The 18,271-nt window shown below is 69.6% G+C and carries 19 protein-coding genes; 6 read left to right on the forward strand and 13 right to left on the reverse strand.

Features of this window, described 5'->3' with window-relative positions; all coding sequences use genetic code 11:
• Positions 1-20: 20 nt before the first annotated feature.
• Entirely contained in the window at positions 21-1,469 is a 1,449-nt protein-coding gene (locus ACFXHE_RS01975; protein ID WP_379378868.1) for a DHA2 family efflux MFS transporter permease subunit, read from the reverse strand.
• Between the two features lie 114 nt (positions 1,470-1,583).
• Between ACFXHE_RS01975 and ACFXHE_RS01980 the strand changes: the two genes are divergently transcribed.
• Positions 1,584-2,243, forward strand: coding sequence for a TetR/AcrR family transcriptional regulator (locus ACFXHE_RS01980; RefSeq protein WP_379378870.1), 660 nt, complete (start codon positions 1,584-1,586; stop codon positions 2,241-2,243).
• Positions 2,244-2,322: 79 nt separating this feature from the next.
• On the opposite strand, the gene ACFXHE_RS01985 is transcribed toward ACFXHE_RS01980, so the two are convergent.
• From ACFXHE_RS01985 to ACFXHE_RS02000, 4 genes are all read right to left on the reverse strand, one after another.
• Positions 2,323-2,694, reverse strand: a complete 372-nt coding sequence (locus ACFXHE_RS01985; protein WP_379378872.1) for a hypothetical protein — start codon at positions 2,692-2,694, stop codon at positions 2,323-2,325.
• Between the two features lie 95 nt (positions 2,695-2,789).
• Positions 2,790-3,257, reverse strand: coding sequence for a hypothetical protein (locus tag ACFXHE_RS01990; protein ID WP_379378874.1), 468 nt, complete (start codon positions 3,255-3,257; stop codon positions 2,790-2,792).
• 82 nt (positions 3,258-3,339) lie between these two features.
• A complete protein-coding gene (locus tag ACFXHE_RS01995) occupies positions 3,340-3,651 on the reverse strand; it encodes a hypothetical protein (protein ID WP_354835563.1) in 312 nt (103 codons plus the stop codon).
• Positions 3,652-3,744: 93 nt separating this feature from the next.
• Entirely contained in the window at positions 3,745-4,386 is a 642-nt protein-coding gene (locus tag ACFXHE_RS02000) for a TetR/AcrR family transcriptional regulator (RefSeq protein ID WP_379378876.1), read from the reverse strand.
• Positions 4,387-4,495: 109 nt separating this feature from the next.
• On the opposite strand from ACFXHE_RS02000, the gene ACFXHE_RS02005 reads away from it, so the two are divergent.
• Together ACFXHE_RS02005 and ACFXHE_RS02010 are read left to right on the forward strand one after the other, a co-directional pair.
• On the forward strand, positions 4,496-5,218 hold the full coding sequence (locus ACFXHE_RS02005; RefSeq protein ID WP_379378878.1) for an SDR family NAD(P)-dependent oxidoreductase: 723 nt from the start codon (positions 4,496-4,498) through the stop codon (positions 5,216-5,218).
• Positions 5,219-5,363: 145 nt separating this feature from the next.
• Positions 5,364-6,014 (forward strand): zinc ribbon domain-containing protein, encoded by a 651-nt coding sequence (locus tag ACFXHE_RS02010; protein WP_379378880.1) that lies wholly within the window; start codon positions 5,364-5,366, stop codon positions 6,012-6,014.
• Positions 6,015-6,021: 7 nt separating this feature from the next.
• Here the strand turns inward: ACFXHE_RS02010 and ACFXHE_RS02015 are convergent, their stop codons facing one another.
• From ACFXHE_RS02015 to ACFXHE_RS02035, 5 genes are all read right to left on the reverse strand, one after another.
• Positions 6,022-7,344, reverse strand: coding sequence for a serine hydrolase domain-containing protein (locus ACFXHE_RS02015; RefSeq protein WP_379378882.1), 1,323 nt, complete (start codon positions 7,342-7,344; stop codon positions 6,022-6,024).
• 118 nt (positions 7,345-7,462) lie between these two features.
• Complete coding sequence (locus ACFXHE_RS02020; RefSeq protein WP_379378884.1) at positions 7,463-8,764, reverse strand: hypothetical protein; 1,302 nt, start codon at positions 8,762-8,764, stop codon at positions 7,463-7,465.
• Positions 8,761-10,275 (reverse strand): tetratricopeptide repeat protein, encoded by a 1,515-nt coding sequence (locus tag ACFXHE_RS02025; protein ID WP_379378886.1) that lies wholly within the window; start codon positions 10,273-10,275, stop codon positions 8,761-8,763. The genes ACFXHE_RS02020 and ACFXHE_RS02025 overlap by 4 nt, the downstream gene beginning before the upstream one ends.
• A gap of 1 nt (position 10,276) precedes the next feature.
• Positions 10,277-11,395, reverse strand: coding sequence for a hypothetical protein (locus tag ACFXHE_RS02030; protein ID WP_379378888.1), 1,119 nt, complete (start codon positions 11,393-11,395; stop codon positions 10,277-10,279).
• On the reverse strand, positions 11,392-12,912 hold the full coding sequence (locus tag ACFXHE_RS02035) for a hypothetical protein (RefSeq protein ID WP_379380340.1): 1,521 nt from the start codon (positions 12,910-12,912) through the stop codon (positions 11,392-11,394). The genes ACFXHE_RS02030 and ACFXHE_RS02035 overlap by 4 nt, the downstream gene beginning before the upstream one ends.
• A 148-nt stretch (positions 12,913-13,060) precedes the next feature.
• Here ACFXHE_RS02035 and ACFXHE_RS02040 point away from each other — a divergent pair, with 148 nt between their 5' ends.
• Positions 13,061-13,630, forward strand: coding sequence for a lipoprotein LpqH (locus ACFXHE_RS02040; RefSeq protein ID WP_379378890.1), 570 nt, complete (start codon positions 13,061-13,063; stop codon positions 13,628-13,630).
• Positions 13,631-13,733: 103 nt separating this feature from the next.
• A complete protein-coding gene (locus ACFXHE_RS02045) occupies positions 13,734-14,522 on the forward strand; it encodes a hypothetical protein (RefSeq protein WP_379378892.1) in 789 nt (262 codons plus the stop codon).
• An 83-nt stretch (positions 14,523-14,605) separates the two neighbouring features.
• On the opposite strand, the gene ACFXHE_RS02050 is transcribed toward ACFXHE_RS02045, so the two are convergent.
• Positions 14,606-15,172, reverse strand: a complete 567-nt coding sequence (locus ACFXHE_RS02050; protein WP_379378894.1) for a YbhB/YbcL family Raf kinase inhibitor-like protein — start codon at positions 15,170-15,172, stop codon at positions 14,606-14,608.
• A 29-nt stretch (positions 15,173-15,201) separates the two neighbouring features.
• The gene (locus ACFXHE_RS02055) at positions 15,202-16,071 is read right to left on the reverse strand and encodes an alpha/beta hydrolase family esterase (RefSeq protein WP_379378896.1); all 870 of its coding nucleotides are present in this window, start codon (positions 16,069-16,071) and stop codon (positions 15,202-15,204) included.
• Positions 16,072-16,542: 471 nt separating this feature from the next.
• Here ACFXHE_RS02055 and ACFXHE_RS02060 point away from each other — a divergent pair, with 471 nt between their 5' ends.
• Positions 16,543-17,337, forward strand: coding sequence for an SAM-dependent methyltransferase (locus tag ACFXHE_RS02060; protein WP_379378898.1), 795 nt, complete (start codon positions 16,543-16,545; stop codon positions 17,335-17,337).
• 44 nt (positions 17,338-17,381) lie between these two features.
• On the opposite strand, the gene ACFXHE_RS02065 is transcribed toward ACFXHE_RS02060, so the two are convergent.
• Positions 17,382-18,200 (reverse strand): GNAT family N-acetyltransferase, encoded by an 819-nt coding sequence (locus tag ACFXHE_RS02065; RefSeq protein ID WP_379378900.1) that lies wholly within the window; start codon positions 18,198-18,200, stop codon positions 17,382-17,384.
• Positions 18,201-18,271: the final 71 nt, after the last annotated feature.

Below are 18,271 nucleotides of genomic sequence, written 5' to 3' on the forward strand. Positions count from 1 at the left end.
GGCTGGGACCGCGTCGCCGGTCAACTCGCCGCGGCGCTGACCGCCGGGCGCCTACGCGATCGACGCTCCAGCACCGCCAACAGCCCGGTCGGCAGGAGGGCGAGGGCGGAGCCCGCGAACACCCAGCCGAAGGTCACCGCGAAGGCGGCCCCGTGGCCCGGCTGGCCGATCCCGCCAGGCAGGTGCCGTTGCAGGATCACCACGAAGACGGCAGTGCCGACCGAGCCGCCGACACGCTGCATGACGGTGAGTTGTGGTGTGGCGTCGATGATCTGGGACGGAGTGAGCTCCCGCATGGCCGCCGTCATGGCGGGCATAGCAGCCAGCCCGATACCCAGGCCGCGGACGATCATGGCGAGGCAGAGCAGCCAATAGGGGGTGTCATCGGCGAGCAGCATGAACGGCACGGTGGCGACGCAGCAGACGAGAGCACCCAGCAGGCAGGTGAGGGCGCCGACGCGCTCGTAGAGGCGCGCGGACAGGACCATGGCAAGGGCCGCGCCGATGCCCTGCGGTGCCATCAGCAGGCCGGTGTGGGCGGCGTCCTGATGGCGAATCAGCTGAAAGTACAAGGGCAGCAGCACCATTGCCCCGAACGTCACCGCACCGATGACAAGGGTCGAGACCGTCCCCGCGGCGAAGTAGCGGTCCCGCCACAGGCGCAGGTCCAGGACCGGATTCCGGACCCGCAGCGAATGCGTGACGAATACCGCGACCAGAATCGCACCGCCGCACAGTGTTACGAGCACCTTCGGGTCGGTCAAGCCACGCGACGCCGCCTCGGACAGTCCGTAGGTGATTCCGACCGTGCCCGCCGAGACCAGGATCAGACCGAGCACATCCAGCGCCTCGGTGGATTCGGCGCGCTCATCCGACGGCAGCAGCCGCGCGGCCAGCACCAGCCCGATCGCGCCGATCGGCGCGTTGATCAGGAAGATCCACTGCCAGCCCGCGTATTCCAGCAGTAGCCCGCCGATCGTCGGTCCGATCACCGGGGTCAGCACCATCGGAATGCCCGCCGCCGCCATGGCTTTCGCCATCCCCTCCCGCCCTGCCGCGGTGACCAGGATCATCTGCCCGACCGGGATCATGACCCCCGCCCCCAGCCCCTGGGCCACCCGGGCCGCGATCAGCATGCCGACGCTCCCCGCGGCGGCACAGGCCACCGAGGCGAGCGTGAACAGCAGCAGCGCACCGAGATAGAGCCGTTTACGCCCGACGCGCCGTGCGGCCCAGCCGGTCACGGGCAGCACGGCCGCCTGCACCAGCAGGTAGACGGTGACGACCCACTGAATCGCATCGAGCGTGCCGCCCAGATCGGCGGCCAGCGATTTCAGGGACACATTGACGACGGTCGCGTCGAGGAAGGCGAGTATCGCGCCGACCAGCACAACCACAATGGCCCGGCGGGCCTGCGGAGTGAGCGCGGCCCGATCCACTGCCGTGCCCGGGATGTTCGAGATAGTCACACGTCGAAGTGTCATCCGTTTGGATACAAGTGTCAACCAAATGGATAACATACGAATGTATGACACCGTCGGCTCGGTGGATGACACAGTCATCCACCGCATTACGATGGTCGGATGGCAACCGCGCCCGACCCTGATACGGACCCCGTCCCGCCTGCCGCGGGTCGCCGGCCCCGGCGCGCGCCCAGCGCCGCCGATCGCCGCCGCGACGCCGAGCGCTCCCGCCAGGCCCTGCTCGACGCGGCCCTGGACGAGTTCGCCGCCAAGGGATTCGACGGTGCCCGGGTGCAGGAGATCGCCGATCGCGCCGGGGTCAACAAGCAGCTGATCGCCTACTACTTCGGCGGTAAAGAGGGCCTGTACCACGAGATTCAGCGTGGCTGGCCCGCGGCGGAAGCCGAGCGCGCGGATCCGGAACTCCCGCTCGACGAGGTGGCCGCCCGGTATCTGTCCGCGGTGCTCGCCGATCCCCGCCCGGCCCGCCTGCTGGTGTGGCGCGGCCTTACCGGAAGTGGTTCTGCCACTGACTATTTGGATGGATCGGCCACTGTCGACGCCGATCTGGAGAACCTGACCCGAGCCCAGGAACGCGGCGAGATCTCCCCCGGGATCGACCCCGCCTTCATCAGAATGGCCCTGATGGGCATGATCCTGGCACCCGTCATGCTTCCCGAGACAGCCCTGCAGGCGACCGGAAAGCAGCCCGGCTCACCGGAATTCGAAGAGTATTACAGTGCGCAGCTGCGTAGATTGATCCAGCTACTCGGCCGGTGAGATTTCGGAACTCACTGCGAGAGCGGCGGTTCGGAGCGATCGCACCGAGGGCGAGTCAGGATTTTCGACTGCGGGGGGACTATTTGCAGACGGTGGAATATTGGGTGCACACCGTCCAGCCGGTGCCATCGGGGCGGGCGACGGGCATCCAGGTGTGGTCCGAACCGCCGGTGCTGAGCCGGTTGGTGGTAGCCGGGTCGGGGGCGGCGGGTTGCGGGGCGGGGTCGACGTATTCGTACTGGTAGGAGTAGCCGTAGGGGTCGGTCGAGTAGGTGATGACGGTGTGGTGGGATGTGCCCGGGGCGGTGGATCCGGCCCCGGAGCCGCCCGAGATCGTCGAGCCCGGCGGTTCGGCCGCGGCGATGCCGGCGGCGGTGGCGAACAGGGCTCCGGCCGCGACCAGGTAGGTCAGCGGTTTCCGGACGGCGATCAGGGCGTTGTTGGTGTGCATTGAATGAACCTCCTCGTTCGCCCTAGATACGACGCCGGGTTACGTGGTGGTTCGGTAGTTGATCGAACAGTGAAGGCCGACAGTGGATTACGAGATCAGAAGCCGGGTCCGGGCGGCGGCGGCAAGCGGCGTTCGCGGGGGATCAGCAGGAGCAGTAGCGACAGCACCAGCCCGCCGCCGACCAGGTACAACCCCCAGGTCCCGCTGAGCAGATGCCGATAGTCGGTGCGCAGCTCGTGATCGAAGCGCTGGTCGAGCCGCCAGGTCAGCACGCCGAGCCCGGCCAGGCCGACGAGGACGCCGATCCAGCCCAGGATCCGCGATCCGACCAGCGCGGCCACCAGCACCACGGTCGCCACTCCGAGCAGCCCGATGGCCAGGGAGGTCGTGAAGGACCCCGACTGTGCGCCGATCTGGTCCAGTGACCGGCCCGAGGCGAATCCGCTCCGCAGGTCGGAGAACTGGACATTCCGCGCGTCGACCGTGCCGACCAGCGGACCGAAAACCCCGACCGCCACCGCGATGGCGGCGGCGAACAGCAGCAGATGAACGAAAGTGCGCATACTCCACGGTATTGCGCTTCCGGTCCCCCGGCACGCCCTCGAGCCTTACGGTCCGAAATACGCCGGAGGACCGGCTGATGAATCAGGCGCGACGGTCCACCGCGGCCCACGCGGCCACCGCGACCACACCGGACACCACCGCGACCGACGGCCAGGCGCCGATCTTCTTGGCGAGCGGGTGCGAGGCGCCCATCGCGCCGACGGCGAGCCCGGTCAACGCGGCCGCACCACCGGTGCCGACCGTCTTGCGCCAGCGCGGGAAGGCGGCCGCCGTGCCCGCCGCGAACACCGCGCCACCGAGCTGACGCTTCTTGGTGGCCTGAGCGAGGGCGAAGCCACCGGTGAGCCCTCCGGCCACCAGCAGCGAGGTCGGTACCGCGGGAATCCCTGCCATTGTCACTACCTCCAACACACAAGCGAACGAATTATCCCCTCGACGGTAACCGGAGCCGATTCCACCGTTTTCTCGGGGCAGCGATCGGCCCGGTCAGTCGCGGTCCGGATCGGCCAGCAGCGAGCCGTTCAGCTGCTCCTCGCTGATCGGCGGAACCGGCAGCGGGTGAGCGGCTTCCGCGCGCAGCCCATCGAGCATGAGGGCCAGATTGCGCCGCCAGGCCTCGGGTGCGATACCCGCGGTCTGCTCCACCACCCGGGTGTGCGACCAGGTGATGAAGGCGATGTCCTCGAGCGCCCAGTCCGCCCGCAGCACCCCGGCATCCTGTGCGCGCGTGATGATTTCGCGCATGATCGCGTGGCCTCGATCGCGTTGCGCGGCGATCTCCGGACTGGGCGCGGCCCGTAGCGCCAGCTCGTTGAGCAACCGGTCGTAAGCCTGTAGTTCACAGATCTTTTCGACGAGATAGACGAACGATCCCCACGGATCGCCAAGTGCCAGCGCCTCTTCCGCAATGCGCCCGCCCGCCTCGATGCGATCCTCCACGGCCGCCGCGATCAGATCGTCCCGGGTCGGGAAGCGGTTGTACAGCGTGCCGATGGCCACGCCCGCGCGGGCGGCGATCTCCTTGAGCGGCGCGTCGAGCCCGCGTTCGGCGAAGACCTCGCGCGCCGCAGTCACCAGCGCGTCGCGATTGCGGCGGGCGTCGAGGCGGAGGGGTTTGTGCGCGGGCATTCGCCGATCCTACAAATCGGGCAGCGGATTTAAGTTGAGCATAGGTTCAAGTTCATGCTAGCGTCGGTCACGTAACTTGAACCATGGATCAACTTAGCGAGGAACGAGCATGAGCAAGACCATCGCGATCTTCGGATTCGGCCCGGGCCTGGGCATGGGCGTCGCCCGGCGCTTCGGCCGGGAGGGCTTCCGGGTGGCCGTCATCGGCCGCAAACCCGGCAAGGCCGAGCAGCACGTCGTCGATCTGAAGGCCGAAGGCATCGAGGCCGCCGCCTTCCCAGCCGATGTGACGGACGCGGCGCAGCTCACCGATGCCGTCGCGACCATCCGAAAGACCTTCGGTGACATCGATGTCGCCCTGCACGGCGCGGCCGGCGAGATGACCGATCGCATTCCCGCCACACTCGCCCTGGACATTCCGGACCTGCGTGTCCCGATGGCGCTGAAACTCCACTCCCCCGTGCTCATGACCCGGGCCCTGGCGCCCGCCATGATCGAGCGCGGAGAGGGCGCACTGCTGTACTCCTCCGGGTCGTCCGCCCACACGGTGCTGCCGTACCTGGCCAATATCGGCGTCGCCCTGGCCGCCCAGCGCGGCTACCTGCTGCAGCTCGCCGAGGAGTTGCGCGGTACCGGCGTGTACGTCGGCCTGCTGAATATCGGCGTGCTGATCGGCGACAGCCGGGCCGAGCAGATGGTCGACGAGCATCCCGAGCTGGTTCCGCCGGGCGTGAGCATCCCGCGCATGACCAATAACGAACTGGGTGATCGGTATTGGGACATGTACACCCGGCGCGACCGCACCGAGGTGGAGGTCGGCTTCACCGACTGACCCGCATCCCCGGCCGCGGGGGATTCGTGGGATGTGTTGCGGGCGAAGCGAGTCATACGATAAGAACCTGACGAAACACGGTCCGGGGGGCTCCGGGCGCGTCCGTTCACAGAGTTCCGCTCAGCCGCAAAGGAATAACTCGACCATGACCGGTCCGGTCGTCTTCACCAGCTACTACCACGACGAATCCAATGACGACGGATTCCAGTGGGAGTTCCGTTGTGATCGCTGCAGCACCGCCTACAAGTCGCCGTTCGAACAGAACTACTTCTCCCGCGGCCGGGGTGCGCTGCGTGTGCTGCGTGATCTCTTCGGCGATCAGGTGCGCGCCATCGACAAGATCTCCAATGCCGCTGAGAGCTACTCGAACCACTGGGGCGGCTCCTCCTCCAGCACCAAGGACAAGGCGTTCGCGCGCGCGGTCGAGCAGGTGCGCAGCGACTTCCGGCTGTGCGGCGGCTGCGGCCGCTGGGTGTGCCACCGGGTGTGCTGGAACGAGCAGGTCGGGCAGTGCACCAACTGCTCGCCGCAGGTGGCGCACCAGATCGCTCAGGCACAGGCCGAGGCCCGCGGCTCGCAGATCCGCGAGGCCGCCTATCAGCAGGACTGGGCGTCCCAGCACGATGTGGCCACCCCGGCCCGGGTGTCCTGCCCGACCTGCGGCGCGCACACCACGGGCGGCAAGTTCTGCTCCACCTGCGGCAGCGCTCTGTCCCTGCAATCGAATTGCCGGGGTTGCGGCCATCAGGTCCAGGTCGGGGTTGCCTTCTGCGCCAACTGCGGTCAGCCGCAGTAGCGTTCGGTCAGCGGATGCCGGGGGTCGCCGGGTCGGTCCCCACGCAGCCGAGGATGAAGCAGCCCGGCGGCCAGTCACCGAACGGCGGATACAGCGGCTTGCCGAGGCATTCCAGAATGCCGCAGCCCGGGTAGGCCATCGGGCCGAGGCCCAGAGCGGCCAGCGTGGCGTCCGGGTTCATGAACATCGGGTCGGTGAGGCTGGTGTCCGGCCGTGGTACGTACGGACCCGGGTCGGGCAGGCTCGGGGTCCGGAACGCGGTGGTGAGCCCACGCAGCACGTCGTGCGGAAAGCTCACCGCGCCACCGGGAACCGTGACACCGGTCCAGCTGACCAGCAGGCCCAGGCTGGGGACGATGAAGTTGTCCTGGCGCATCATCCCGGCCATCTGGATGGCGTCCTTGGGCAGTCCGGGGAACAGGTCCTCGCAATCCGGGCCGTTGACGGTGATCAGGAAGCCGTAGCAGGGATTGACATCGTTGGGCGTCGTAGCCTGGGCCAGGTAGCCGGTGGAGATCAGTTGCCGGCCATGCCAATTGCCGCGATTCACCAGCAGCAGGCCGAGTTTGGCGTAGTCGTCGGGCGGCAGCACCAGGTGAGCGTGCCCGTAGGTGTTGCCGCTGCGGTCCCGCGCCCAGAGATAGTCGGACTTCTCGATGCCCAAGGGGCCGAACAGGTTCCGCTGCGCGTACGCCTGGAAGTCCTCGCCCACGGCCTGCTGGATGACATAGACCAGCAGGTCCACGGCCCGCTGACTGTACTGCCAGGTCTCACCCTGCGGATGCTCGATGGGCATGGCCAGCGCCTGCGCCACCACGTTCGGGTCGAGCCGGGCCAGCCCGGTGACGCCCTCGGAGGCGATGGCGACCTCCATGCCGGAAGTCTCGGTCAGCAGGCTGCGCACGGTGATCGCGCGATGTTCGGCGTCGCCGAGCCCGGCGGGCAGGTAGACGTCGATCGGATCGTCCACGCGCAGTTTGTGTTCGTCCACGGCGATCCCGGCGACCAGGGACACCACGCTCTTGGTGCCGCTCCACAGATTCCAGGCGACGCCGCCCGCGCGTTGATTGGTGGGCCCACCGCCGATCAGGCAGTTGTTGCGGAACACCTGCACGGTGAATCGGGTCGGGTCGGAGGCGACGTCCACCGCCTGCCGCAGCGCGGCCGAATCCAGTCCCACCTCTTCGGGTGTCGCCGTCTCGGGCTGCCGGCCCGCGCTGACCTCGCAGTGCCGCAGGCCATCCGGCTCGGCGCGGCCGATCGGCCCGGCAATCGATGCCAGGGCGGCCGCCACCGCCGCCACCACGATGCCTGTCACGATTCGCGCCATTCGCCCTCCACTCCCGATCTTTCGTGAGGCTTCATCGGAGAGCTGGTGGGGCCGTTATCCTTTCGTGACCCGTGACTTCCTGGGGCGATAGTTCTGGGGGCTCAGCCGCTCCGGTGACTCAGCGGCGAGCGTCGACCGTGGCGAAGGCGGCCCAGATCAGCGGGGAGTGCTGAATCTCGCCGGTGCTGCGCCAGGCGGCCAGATGCGCACGCTGCCACGCGTTGAGAGCGGCGACCGGATCGGACGATTCGTGGGCGGCGTCGATGGCGCACACCGCTTCCTGGAAGGGGTGCGTGGTGGTGGGCGTGCCCGCGAAGCGATGGAAGGCGAGATCGGTGGGCAGTGGCCAGCGTCCGGCCGTCACCACTTCCGCGCCTCCGGTGAGCATGGCCGCGACCAGGCCGAGGGGCTCGGCGAAGCGGAGGTCGCCGCCGCTCTCACAGGCGATCAGGGCGACCCGGCTCGGGATCGGCCAGATTTCGGGCCCGGTACGAGGCACCGCCGCTCCGTGCCCATTGCCCGAATAGTCATGGCCCACACCATCCGTGAGCGCGTGTGTGCCGAGCAGCAGGTCGCGGGCCGAGAGCGGACGGTGGTCACGGTAGGCCGGTGCGCAGCCCGGACTGGCGGCAGTACAGGACAGGTGCAGGGTGGCCGATTCGCTGCGGCCGGATTCGGGGGCCGCGGCGGTGACGTGGCCGACGTACAGCAGGCGGGCCGCGCCCGCGTGCAGGGTGCGGCTCAGCCAGGCCCGGTCCAGATCGGTCCGGCGGAACGCCGCGAGGGGATCGCCGACGGCCGGGCTCAGCCGATCGGCGGCGGCGAGCGTGGCGACCAGGGCGGCGAGCGGCGCGTCCGCGGCCATCCGGCCCAGTACCGATCCCAGTGCGGAGTCGGCGCGGAAGCCGGGCACCCGCGGATCCAGGATGGCGACCACCGGCAGCGTCCGGGTCTCCGCCCACGACCGCGTCGCCCGGGCGGGCGCGTGCACGATGCCGGTGGGCGCGAGCACGCTCACGTCGGCGATCTCCACCAGCCGCACCTCCGGATCGGGAGCGATGAGCTCCCACGGCACCTGCGCGGTGCGCGGCGACGGCTGGATGCGGATGTGCGGCCGGATGCCCTGCGAATAGAGCTCGTGCAGCCGCACCGCCAGGTTGTAGGGCAGGAAGGTCGACGAGAGGTATTGGGCCAGCGTGTTTTCCGCCCGATAGGAGGCCAGTTCACCGGTGGTGAGCGCGGATTCGAGACCACCGGCCACGCCGGGCGCGGGCAGGGCCGCCGCGAACCGGGCCACGGCCGCCGCGACCTGGTCCTCCGGCACCACGCCGACGCCGCCCGGCGCACTCTCGTCGGTCCAGCGCCAGGTCAGGTAGAGGTCGCCCGCATCGGCCATGCGGACACAGACGGTCGGTGTCATACGGGTATCACCCGCTCGGCGCGGACGCGACGGCCGTAGCGCTGCTCGGCGGCATCCAGCCAGGCGGACAGGGCGATATGGCCGTCCGGCGGAACGGAGACCCGCGGCGGCGGACTGACGGGCAGGCCCGCGCCGGCCGCCACCGCCGCGAGCGCGGTGCCGAGTTGCAGCGCGTCCTGAACGGCGGCCGACTCGGACGGCGGTTCGAACGGCTGGAACAGATCGAGCGGCGCGGGCGGTTCCGCGGACAGCCTGTCGACATCCACAATTGTTCCTGCACACTGATTTTCGATGAGATCGGCGACCAGCCGGGCATCACCGGCCAGATACGAGTACCGGAAGGCCAGGCGCAACGCGGGATTCACGATGCGACGGTTCCAGGTGTCGCGCTGGGCGCCGTCGGGCAGCTCGTAGCGGACGGCATCCAGGGCCAACGCCGCCGGAACCGCGAGATCCACTGCCCGCGCGAGCAATCCGGGCACCTGGCCGACGAGCGGCTCCAGCACCCCCGCGTGCCAGTAGTCGAGCTGCGCGCAGTGCAGGCCCAGGCCGCGCACCGCGTAGATGGCGCGGGCGGCGGCCAGTTCGGATTCGCCCTCCTCGAATCGCCCGGCCGCGAATGCGGTGGTGGCCAAGCGGAGTCGCACATCCGCGGTGTCGATGACCGCCCCGGATTCCTCGAATCGGCGCAAAGCCTCGCGATACCGGGCCTGCGCCGCCTCCGGCCGACCCCGGTGCTCGGCGATGAATCCCATGACCTTCAGCCCGATTCCGGCGCGATGCGCCGCACCGGCCGCCTCGAAGTGCTCCTGGGCGGCGGCGAGCAGCGGTTCGGCCTCATCGAAGGATCCGGTACGCGTGTACATCAGCGCCAGGTTCTGCCGGGTCTCGGCCACCCCCACGCTGTCGTTCACCGCCTCGAAGGCCGCCAGGGCCTGACCGGCGAAATCCTGTGCCAGCTCCCAGCGCCCGGTCTCGAAGTGGGCGGCGGCCAGATTCATGAGCGGGTGCCCGACCCGCTCGGGATCGAAACGCCGTGCCGCATCCAGGGATTCGACCGCCAGATCGAGGGCCCGCCACCAGTGCTGCCGATGCAACGCCACCGCGGTGGACGACACCAGGCACGCCAGGCGCAGGTCCCCCGGCGCATCCGCGCGATCCAGCGCCGACCGAGCCCGCTCGAGCGCCTCCTGCGCCCCATCCAGATCCCCGAGGTTCTGCATGGCCTGTGACAACCCGATCAGCGCACCCGGATACATCCGCCGCGCGCCGGAAGACATCTCCCCCAACGCTTCCCGAAACCGCTCCACCGCCGCCGCGTGATCCCCCAGCTGATCGGTCACCACCGCCACGTCCACCAGCGCGCACAGCCGCAGATCCCCGGTTTCCGTCTCCGCGGCCTGCTCGAAAACCCGCAGCGCCTCCCACAACTCGCCCCGCGCGACCGCCTCGGCCCCGGCCCGCAGCAATGGACTCTCCGCTGTGTCGAGCCCCGACTCCACATACGACATGTCAGTAGTCCGAATCCGCCTCTGCGGCCGCGATTTCGGCGAGCAAGGGGGCCAGCGGGCCGGAGTCGTCGACGGCCGGGTCGGCCGCTGTGCGGAGCCGGGCGGCCGCGAAGTCGCGGATCTGCCGGCGCAGGGCGGCCGCGGTGTCGGTGGCCGCGTCATCGGCCGAGGCCGGGCCGGCCTCGGGATCCGGCCCGAAACCGGGGACGTGGATGGCGACCCGGACGGCGGAAGCCGGTGCGGACAGCACGGATTCGCCGATCCAGGTGTCATCGGCGGCCCGCAGTTCGGTGTCGAGCTCGCCACGGCCGGTATCGATGCGGGCCCAGGGCCGCAGGTGGGCCGGAACCGCGTCGGGCAGGCCCGGGTGCGCCGCCACCGCGATGGCCACGCTGGTCGCTCCGGCGTCGCGGACGAGTTCCCAGGACACCGCGGATTCGGAGGCGTCGACCAGCCCGGGCGGGCAGCGGCGCCAGTCCCACCCGCCGGTGCCGCGGGCCAGTACCAGGGTACCGCCGGGCCGGGCCTCGTCACCGGCCGCGAGAGCGTAATCAGAAGCGCGCAACGATGTTTCGAGATAGGCGGGAGCCGGCGGGGCGAGCGCGTCCACGCCGTCCACCAGCAGTTCGCACTCCTCGGTCAGCAGGGCGATATCGCGGTCCAGCAGCGCCGGGTCGAGGTCGGCGATGCCGTCCAGGGCGGATGCCGGCCACCACCGGGATGCCCAGTGCGCGTACGCGAGTCGGCGGGCGCTGACGGCCTGCGACCGGAGCACGGGAGCGGCGGGTACCTCGACCGGGCGCTCACCCGTGGCGACCGCCGGTACCGGCTGATCGTCAGCTGTCACGACCGGCCCGCCCGGCCGGACGGAGTCGAGGGCCAGGGCGGCGGATTCGCCGTAGAGCGCCCACACCCATTCCTGCGCGGCATCCACATCGTCGATCAGCGCCGCCGGAAGTTCTTGTCCGGCAAGCACACTCCAGATGAGGTGGCCGCCGACGACCTCGAGCACCATGGAGTCGGGCCCCGGGGCGACGTGCAGGGCGGCCGGGTCGCCGACCGGGACTATGCCGCGCAACCCGTCGGGGTAGCGGTGGATCGTGACCGCCGAGTTCGTCATCCCACCCTCGATTCCCGATCGCCGGGCTCGGCCGCCGCGCCGGCGGCCAGGGCCCGTTTCACCCGCATCCGGTGGTCCAGGATCACCGACCGGGCCACGCCGTCCAGCAGATCCCAGAGCTCGTCCACGGCGTACACGGGGAACTCACGGACGTCCCGCCCGTGCAGTCGCGCCCATAGTCTGCGCAGGTAGGGACGCCACGGCACGCGCAGATCCGCCGCTATCGCCCCCAGTGGACCGTCGACCGCGTCCACCCGCACCGCCATGCGCCGCGCCTGCAGCACATAGGCTTCGCGCTGCCATCGCCCATTGATCATCCGCGCCGCCGCACCGCCGCTCGATGGCGCGCCCGGCCGGGTCGAACCGGCTGCGGCACTGGTCAATCCGGCGACGGCGCCCGTCACCCCGGCCGCGGTACCCGCCAGCCCGGTCGAGCCGGCGAGCAGCCCGGCGGCCGTGCCGGTCAGGCCGACGGCCGCGCCCAGCAGACCGGTGGCCGCACCGGCCAGGGTGACAGTGGATCTGGGAGTAGGGGCGGCGTCGCCGTCCGGGGCGTAGCCGATGGGAAGCGGTGCGCCGAGGGGGCGGAGGTCGACCGCCAGGGTGGCGCCGGCGGCAGCGGCCACCCGGAGGGATTCGTCCAGCAGGGCCCAGGGGGCGCATGCGCGGGCGATCTCGGCGGCAACCAGTTCGGGGATCGCAGGCAGGTCGGACCGTTCGCTGGAAGCTTGCAGAACGGTGAAGATGCGCTCGTGGATGGTCCGGTCCAGGGGCAGGCCGAGGGTGGCGGTGGAGGCCGAGAAGCCGACCTGGGGCGGGAGCGGAAGGGGGTACAGCGTGAGTCCGAATTCCTGTGCGGTGCAGCCTATTTCATTGAGCCACAGCCGGATTCCGGTGTGAGTGCCGACGTATGCGTCGATGACGGCGTCGATATCGGCGGGGTCATCGGCGCCGTCGAATCTGGTTGCGGCGCAATCCTCCAGGAGTCCGGCCAACAGCTCGGAGTGGTCGGGCACCTCGGTCAGCGGGCGCCGCCGCCAGGCGGTCTGGATCAGTTCGGTCAGCTCGCCGACCCGGGCCGGTTCGGACAGGTATTCCTTGAGTGCCTGGGTGGTGCGGCCGGCGGCGAGCCCGTGGATCTCGCGCAGCGCGGCTTCCGCGGCGGCCCGGTCGCCGACCGGGTCCGGCAGGCCGGAGACGGTGGCGAGTTCGAAGCAGCGCTGGAAGTACAGGTCCTGGGCATTGCCCTCGGTGATCCGCAGCGCCCGGCGCGTCCGCTTGAGCAGTGTGAACCAGGCCGCGGTGGCGCGCAGGACATCGGCGGCGGCGTGAATCCGGGTGGCCAGCAACACCGCTCCGTCGGCGGAGAGCATGGAGCCCGCGCACTGCGGGTGCTGAACCGGGCGGATGACCAGCGGATCCAGGATCAGCTTGACGGTCCGCCGCAGGGGTCCGCCGTGCGGTCCGCTCAAGGGTTCGACCCCGTCGAGCCGGCGCCACACCTCATCCAGCACCATGGCCCGCGGTCGTCGCATTCGCCCAGGTTAGCCCAGTTTCACCGCCTTTCGCGTGCCGGAAGTTGGGATCGGTAGGCCGGGTGCCGATTTCTACGGTTCTGGCATCGGTTCCACCACGGAGCCAACATCACGAGAACGAGGAATGACCATGAACTCCAAGCCCGTCCGCCTGACCACCGCCGTCCTCGCCGCCACCGCGGCGGCGGCCCTGCTGGTCACCGGTTGCTCCAGCAACTCGAGCAGCTCCAAGTCCAGCCCGACCACCGCCGCCCCCGCGGCCACCTCCGCCGCGGCCACCTCGGCCCCGGGCTCCGCGGCCCCCGCCGGCGGCGCGTCCTCGGCCTCGGTCGACGGCAAGGCGATCAGCGCCAAGTTCGAGACCACCTGCGCCAAGCAGGGCGGCAATCTGGCGCTGGCACTGACCGACAGCGGCAACTCCACCTACGGCACGCTCAGCGCGAGCGCCACCATCACCGGCGACACCACCGTGCAGGCGGTCGGCATCACCGGCACCAAGGGCGGCGACAACGGCCAGCCGTACGCGCTCGGCTTCGGCAACGGCATGCCGGGCGGCAACGCCAAGGTGACCAAGAGCGGCAACACCTACACCGTCAGCGGCGAGGGCGTCGGCACCCCCGACCTGTCCAACCCGATGGCCGGCCCGAAGACCGAGAAGTTCGAGATCGTCTTCGCCTGCAGCACCATCGTCGGCGGCTGAGCCGGTCCGTCCACCGGCCCCCGACGCGGGGGCCCCGTTCTCCCCGCTCGTGCCATCGGGCATGAGCGGGCTCTTCCCCCCACGTCTCCGATCCGGAAAGCTCATGAAGAACCAAATCCGCTACGCAGCACTCGCTCTCGGCATCCTGGCCATCGGCTACTACCTGTGGCACGGCCTCACCTCCGACAGCGTCTTCGGCTGGGTCGGCCCGCAGATGGCCCTGCCGATCATCGCCCTGACCATCGTCCCCATCGCCTTCGCCTTCACCGGCGACGGCATCATGTCGGCCTTCACCGGCAACAACAGCTCCCAGTTCCGCAATGGCCTGGTGGGTCTGGGCACCGTCGAGGGTGTCCGCCAGACCGGCGTCTACCTCAACGAGCAGCCGCAGGTGCGCATCGACTTCCGGGTCGAGGGCGCCGACGGCAAGGTCTTCGCCTCGCACGCCAAGATGATCGTGCCGCTGACCCAGCTGGCGCTGCTGCGGCCCGGCGTGGTGCTGCCGGTCCGCTACCTGCCCGACCGGCTCGAGAAGGTCGAGGTGGACATGTCCGGAGATACCTCCGCGGCGCAGGAAGCCATGAACGCGGCCAACATCCGCAAGGGCTTCACCACCCCCGCGAAGCTCGATATCGCCCGGCGCGGCATCGCGGCCCAGGCCGTGGTGCGGTCACTGTCGGTGCCCGGGGAGATCCGCGACGGCCACTCGCGGCTGGATCTGGTGCTGGTGGTCACCCGCCCGGACGGCAGCACCTTCGAGACGCGCACCGAGAAGTTCCTGCCCCCGGCGGCGGTCTCGATGGTCCAGGTCGGCCGCGTGGTGAACGTCCACTACCTGCCCGGGAACGAGCGGGAGGTGGTGCTGTCGCTACCGGTCAACACCGCCAACTGACAGTGGTATCCGAAAAGAACAGAGCCGCAGGCCTATCGGGCCGCGGCTCTTCGTCATTCCCAGGGGGTCTTTGCCGTATCCCGTCAGGGACGTTCGTAGAAACCGTCGATCCGGCCCCGGGCGTGCGCCCTGGCAGCGGCGAGTACCGCCCGCGGCTTGGCCGATTCGGCAGAGCCGCCGCCGGGGATGGTGACCGGTTCCGTCAGTGCGAAGACCTGGAAGACGTACCGGTGCGGCCCGTGCCCCGGGACCGGACCCGGACCCACATATCCGCGCCCCCAGCTCGAGCGCAGCACCTCGACACCGTCGATGGTGGAGCCGGAAGCCAGTGCGCCACTGGGCAGTTCGCCGATCTTCGGATCGAGCAGCGCGAGCGCGTGCACGAACGGACCGCCGAACGGCGCGTCCTGATCCTCCACCACCAGCAGCAGCTGCGCGGTGTCCGCCGGGACGCCCGACCAGGCCAGTGCGGGCGACAGGTCCTGCCCCCCGACCCGTTTCATGGCGTGCCGGACATCGAGCACCGCCTCGTGCTCGAAATCCGTGCTGGTCACCTCGAAGACGTCACCCGCTGCCAGATTCGGCCGGCACCAGGCCAGGTCCTCGGGCGCGGCGCGCCGGTTCCGCAGCAGTCTGCCGATGATCGCCATTCCGTTCTCCTTTTGACGGATAGACCTTTTCAGAGCTTGCGGGCGTCCGCTGACACCAGCAGCGGCTCGGCGAAGCGCCAGATCTGCTCGGCGGCATCGAATTCCAGCGACACCGCCGAGCCCGGGCTGCCGGCCCAGGGTTCCGGCACCGGTGTGCCCGGCCAGGTGTGGCCACCGCCGAAGACCGTCCACTCGGATACCACGGTGCCGCCGACACCCTGGCTCACCGTGGTGCGGGTCGACCGGTCGGTGGTGACGGACTCGCCGGGCCCGGTGCAGCCGTCGAGCTCGCGCCAGTACCGCGCGGAGTCCGCCAATCCCCTGGTGCCGCCCCGCGATTCGCCGTTCGGACCGAGATGCCGCGAGTAGCCGCCGGTGATCGGCACCACCGGATCGGCGTCGCCGTTGATCAGCATGGCCGACACCGCGTGCCCGGGCCGGATCCCGGTCAGCGCCTCCGGCAGCCCGCCCGCGACGGCGGCGAAGACCGCCACCCGATCGCCGGCCTCGAGGGCCATCCGGTGCGACATGAACGCGCCGTTGGAGATGCCGGTGACGACCGCGCGATCGTCCTGGGTGTCGAATTGCGCAGCGCACCAGTCGATCACGGCCCGCAGGAAGGCGACATCGTCCACGCCCGCCTCGTCCGCCGTGGTGACCCCGCGACCGTCGGCCCAGCAGCCTTCCCACCCGTCCGGGTAGACGACCCCGATCCCCCACTCGTCGGCGTGCCGGGCGAAGCTGGTCCAGTCGTACATCAGGCGCTCGGTCGCCGACGGGCCCTGGTTTCCGTGCAGCACCAGCACCAGTGGCGCGTGCTGCCGCCGCGGTGGGCGCACCCCGAAGGTCCGGCGCAATCCATCGATGTTCAGTTCGCCTTCGACCAGGTCAGCGGCCACGGTCGTCCCTCCTGCCAGGACGGCGCGGCCTGATGTTCCGCGAACCCGAACCCATGTTCACTATGTGCGCCTGTCATGGTAGTTCAAGTCGAATGTCCAGCTGGACCGGATATTCCGGCGGCGCGAGGGCATGCCTGTCGAGCAATCCACTCCCACCCCCGGTGTCGAACTACCAAGGGACCCCAACCTGAGGCGTCAACACCGTACCCTCAACCCCGACCCAACCCGCTGATCCCGCACCGTCGACGAACTCGACTCGGGAGGAGATGTTGGCCGACGGGCTGCGCGGTGGGACCGAACATGCAGGTTCGTCCGATCATGGAAGTTGCGTTGGGGCAACATGTTCGGACTATTGTACGGACTGGGTTGCGCTTTATAGCGTCGGACGACGCCGGAGGTGCACGACCGGGTCGGGGGCGGGCAGCACGGCTGGCGCGGGGCGTGTGCATCGACGAAGGAATGGAATTCGACGTGAACGAGACCGGACCGGTGATCCGTACCGATATCCCGCATTCCGCGCGGATCTGGAATTTCTGGATGGGCGGCAAGGACAACTACGAGATCGACCGGGAGGTCGGTGAGCAGAGCCTGAAGATCGATCCCGACATCGCGACCATGGCGGTGCAATCGCGCGAGTTCCTCATCCGCGCGGTCCGCCACCTCGCCCGCGAAGCCGGAATTCGTCAGTTCCTCGATATCGGCACCGGCCTGCCCACGATGCAGAACACCCATGAGGTCGCCCAATCTGTAGCGCCGGAAGCCAAGATCGTCTACGTCGACAACGACCCCCTGGTACTCGCCCACGCACGCGCGCTGCTGACCGACACCACCGCTGAGGGTGTCACCACCTATATCGAGCGCGACTTCCACGATCCCGAGCAGATCATCGCCGAGGCCCGCACCGTGCTGAACTTCGACCAGCCCATCGCGGTGATGTTCATGGGGGTGCTCGGGCACGCCCGCACCTACGACGACATGCTGCGGATCGTGCGCACGGTTATGCAGGCAGTACCGTCGGGCAGTTATCTGGTGCTGTGGGACGGCACCACCGACAGTCGGCCGTACGTGGAGTTGTGCGAGGAATACGCCAAATCCGGTGGCGTCCCGTACTACCCACGTACCCAGGAGCAGATCCGGGCAGCCTTCGACGGCCTGTCCTTCGACGAGCCGGGGTTCGCGCGCATCACCGAATGGCGCATCAACCCCGCCCGAATCGGCGAACCCGCCCCGATCGCCGCCTACGGCGGCCTCGCACACAAGGCGTGACCGTCCTTCACTCGAAGCAGGAAAGGCACTCGCAGCCGGCACGCTCACTCGAAGGCGTAGTGCACCTCGTCCATGACCGCCTCGAATCCGATGGCGCGGTAGATCTTGTTCGAGGTCGGATTGTCGATGTCGGCGTACAGGCAGACCTCGGCCCCGGTCTCGCGCAGCCGCCGGGAAACCTCCGCGACCAGTGCCGAGGCGTAGCCGTGGCCGCGAGCGGCCCGGGGCGTGAAGACCGGCCCGATCCGGACCCAGCCGTTGACCGGGACCTGGTGCGCCGTCAGGGACACCGGTTTTCCGTCGTCCTCCCACAGCCACCAGCGTCCGGCCTCGATACGGGCGCGGATTCCTTTGTCGTTCATGGCCAGATGCTTATCGCCCAGTTCGCGGGCCATCTCGGCGAGCCAGCGCCCGCTGACATCGATATCCGCCGCGGTGGCGGGGCGGGCCCTGCCCGGGGGCGCAAGCGGCGGGCGCAGCGGCCCGAGCCGGTACAGCCGCGCACCGTGGCCCGCGTGACAGGCCCTGCCGCGCAGCGCACTCCACGCCGCCGCGAACGGCCCGGCCAGCGGCTCGGTGCCGTGCACGTCGTCGATCTGCGGCAGGAGCTCGGCGAACCGGGTCACCAGGAGCGGCACCGCGTCGATCGGCGACTGCCCCAGCCACACTCCGCGCCCGGCGCTCCGCATGGCAACGCCCACAACGTCATCCGTGAGTACCGACGCGAAATAGGAGGGCTCACGGGCGATGGTGAGACCGGCGATCTCATTGGCGAGGACCGTCGACATCACCGTGTGCCGCAAGGGATCACGCCCGATAAACCCGGCCACTCGCTGCTGGAATTCCACCGGATCGCTCGTCATCTCCACCCGCACCCGCCCAACCTAACGCGACGATCCGACAGGTCACAGCCGAATCGCCCGGCAATCACAAA

This window comes from Nocardia sp. NPDC059229 (genome assembly GCF_042754165.1).
Classification (GTDB): Bacteria; Actinomycetota; Actinomycetes; order Mycobacteriales; family Mycobacteriaceae; genus Nocardia.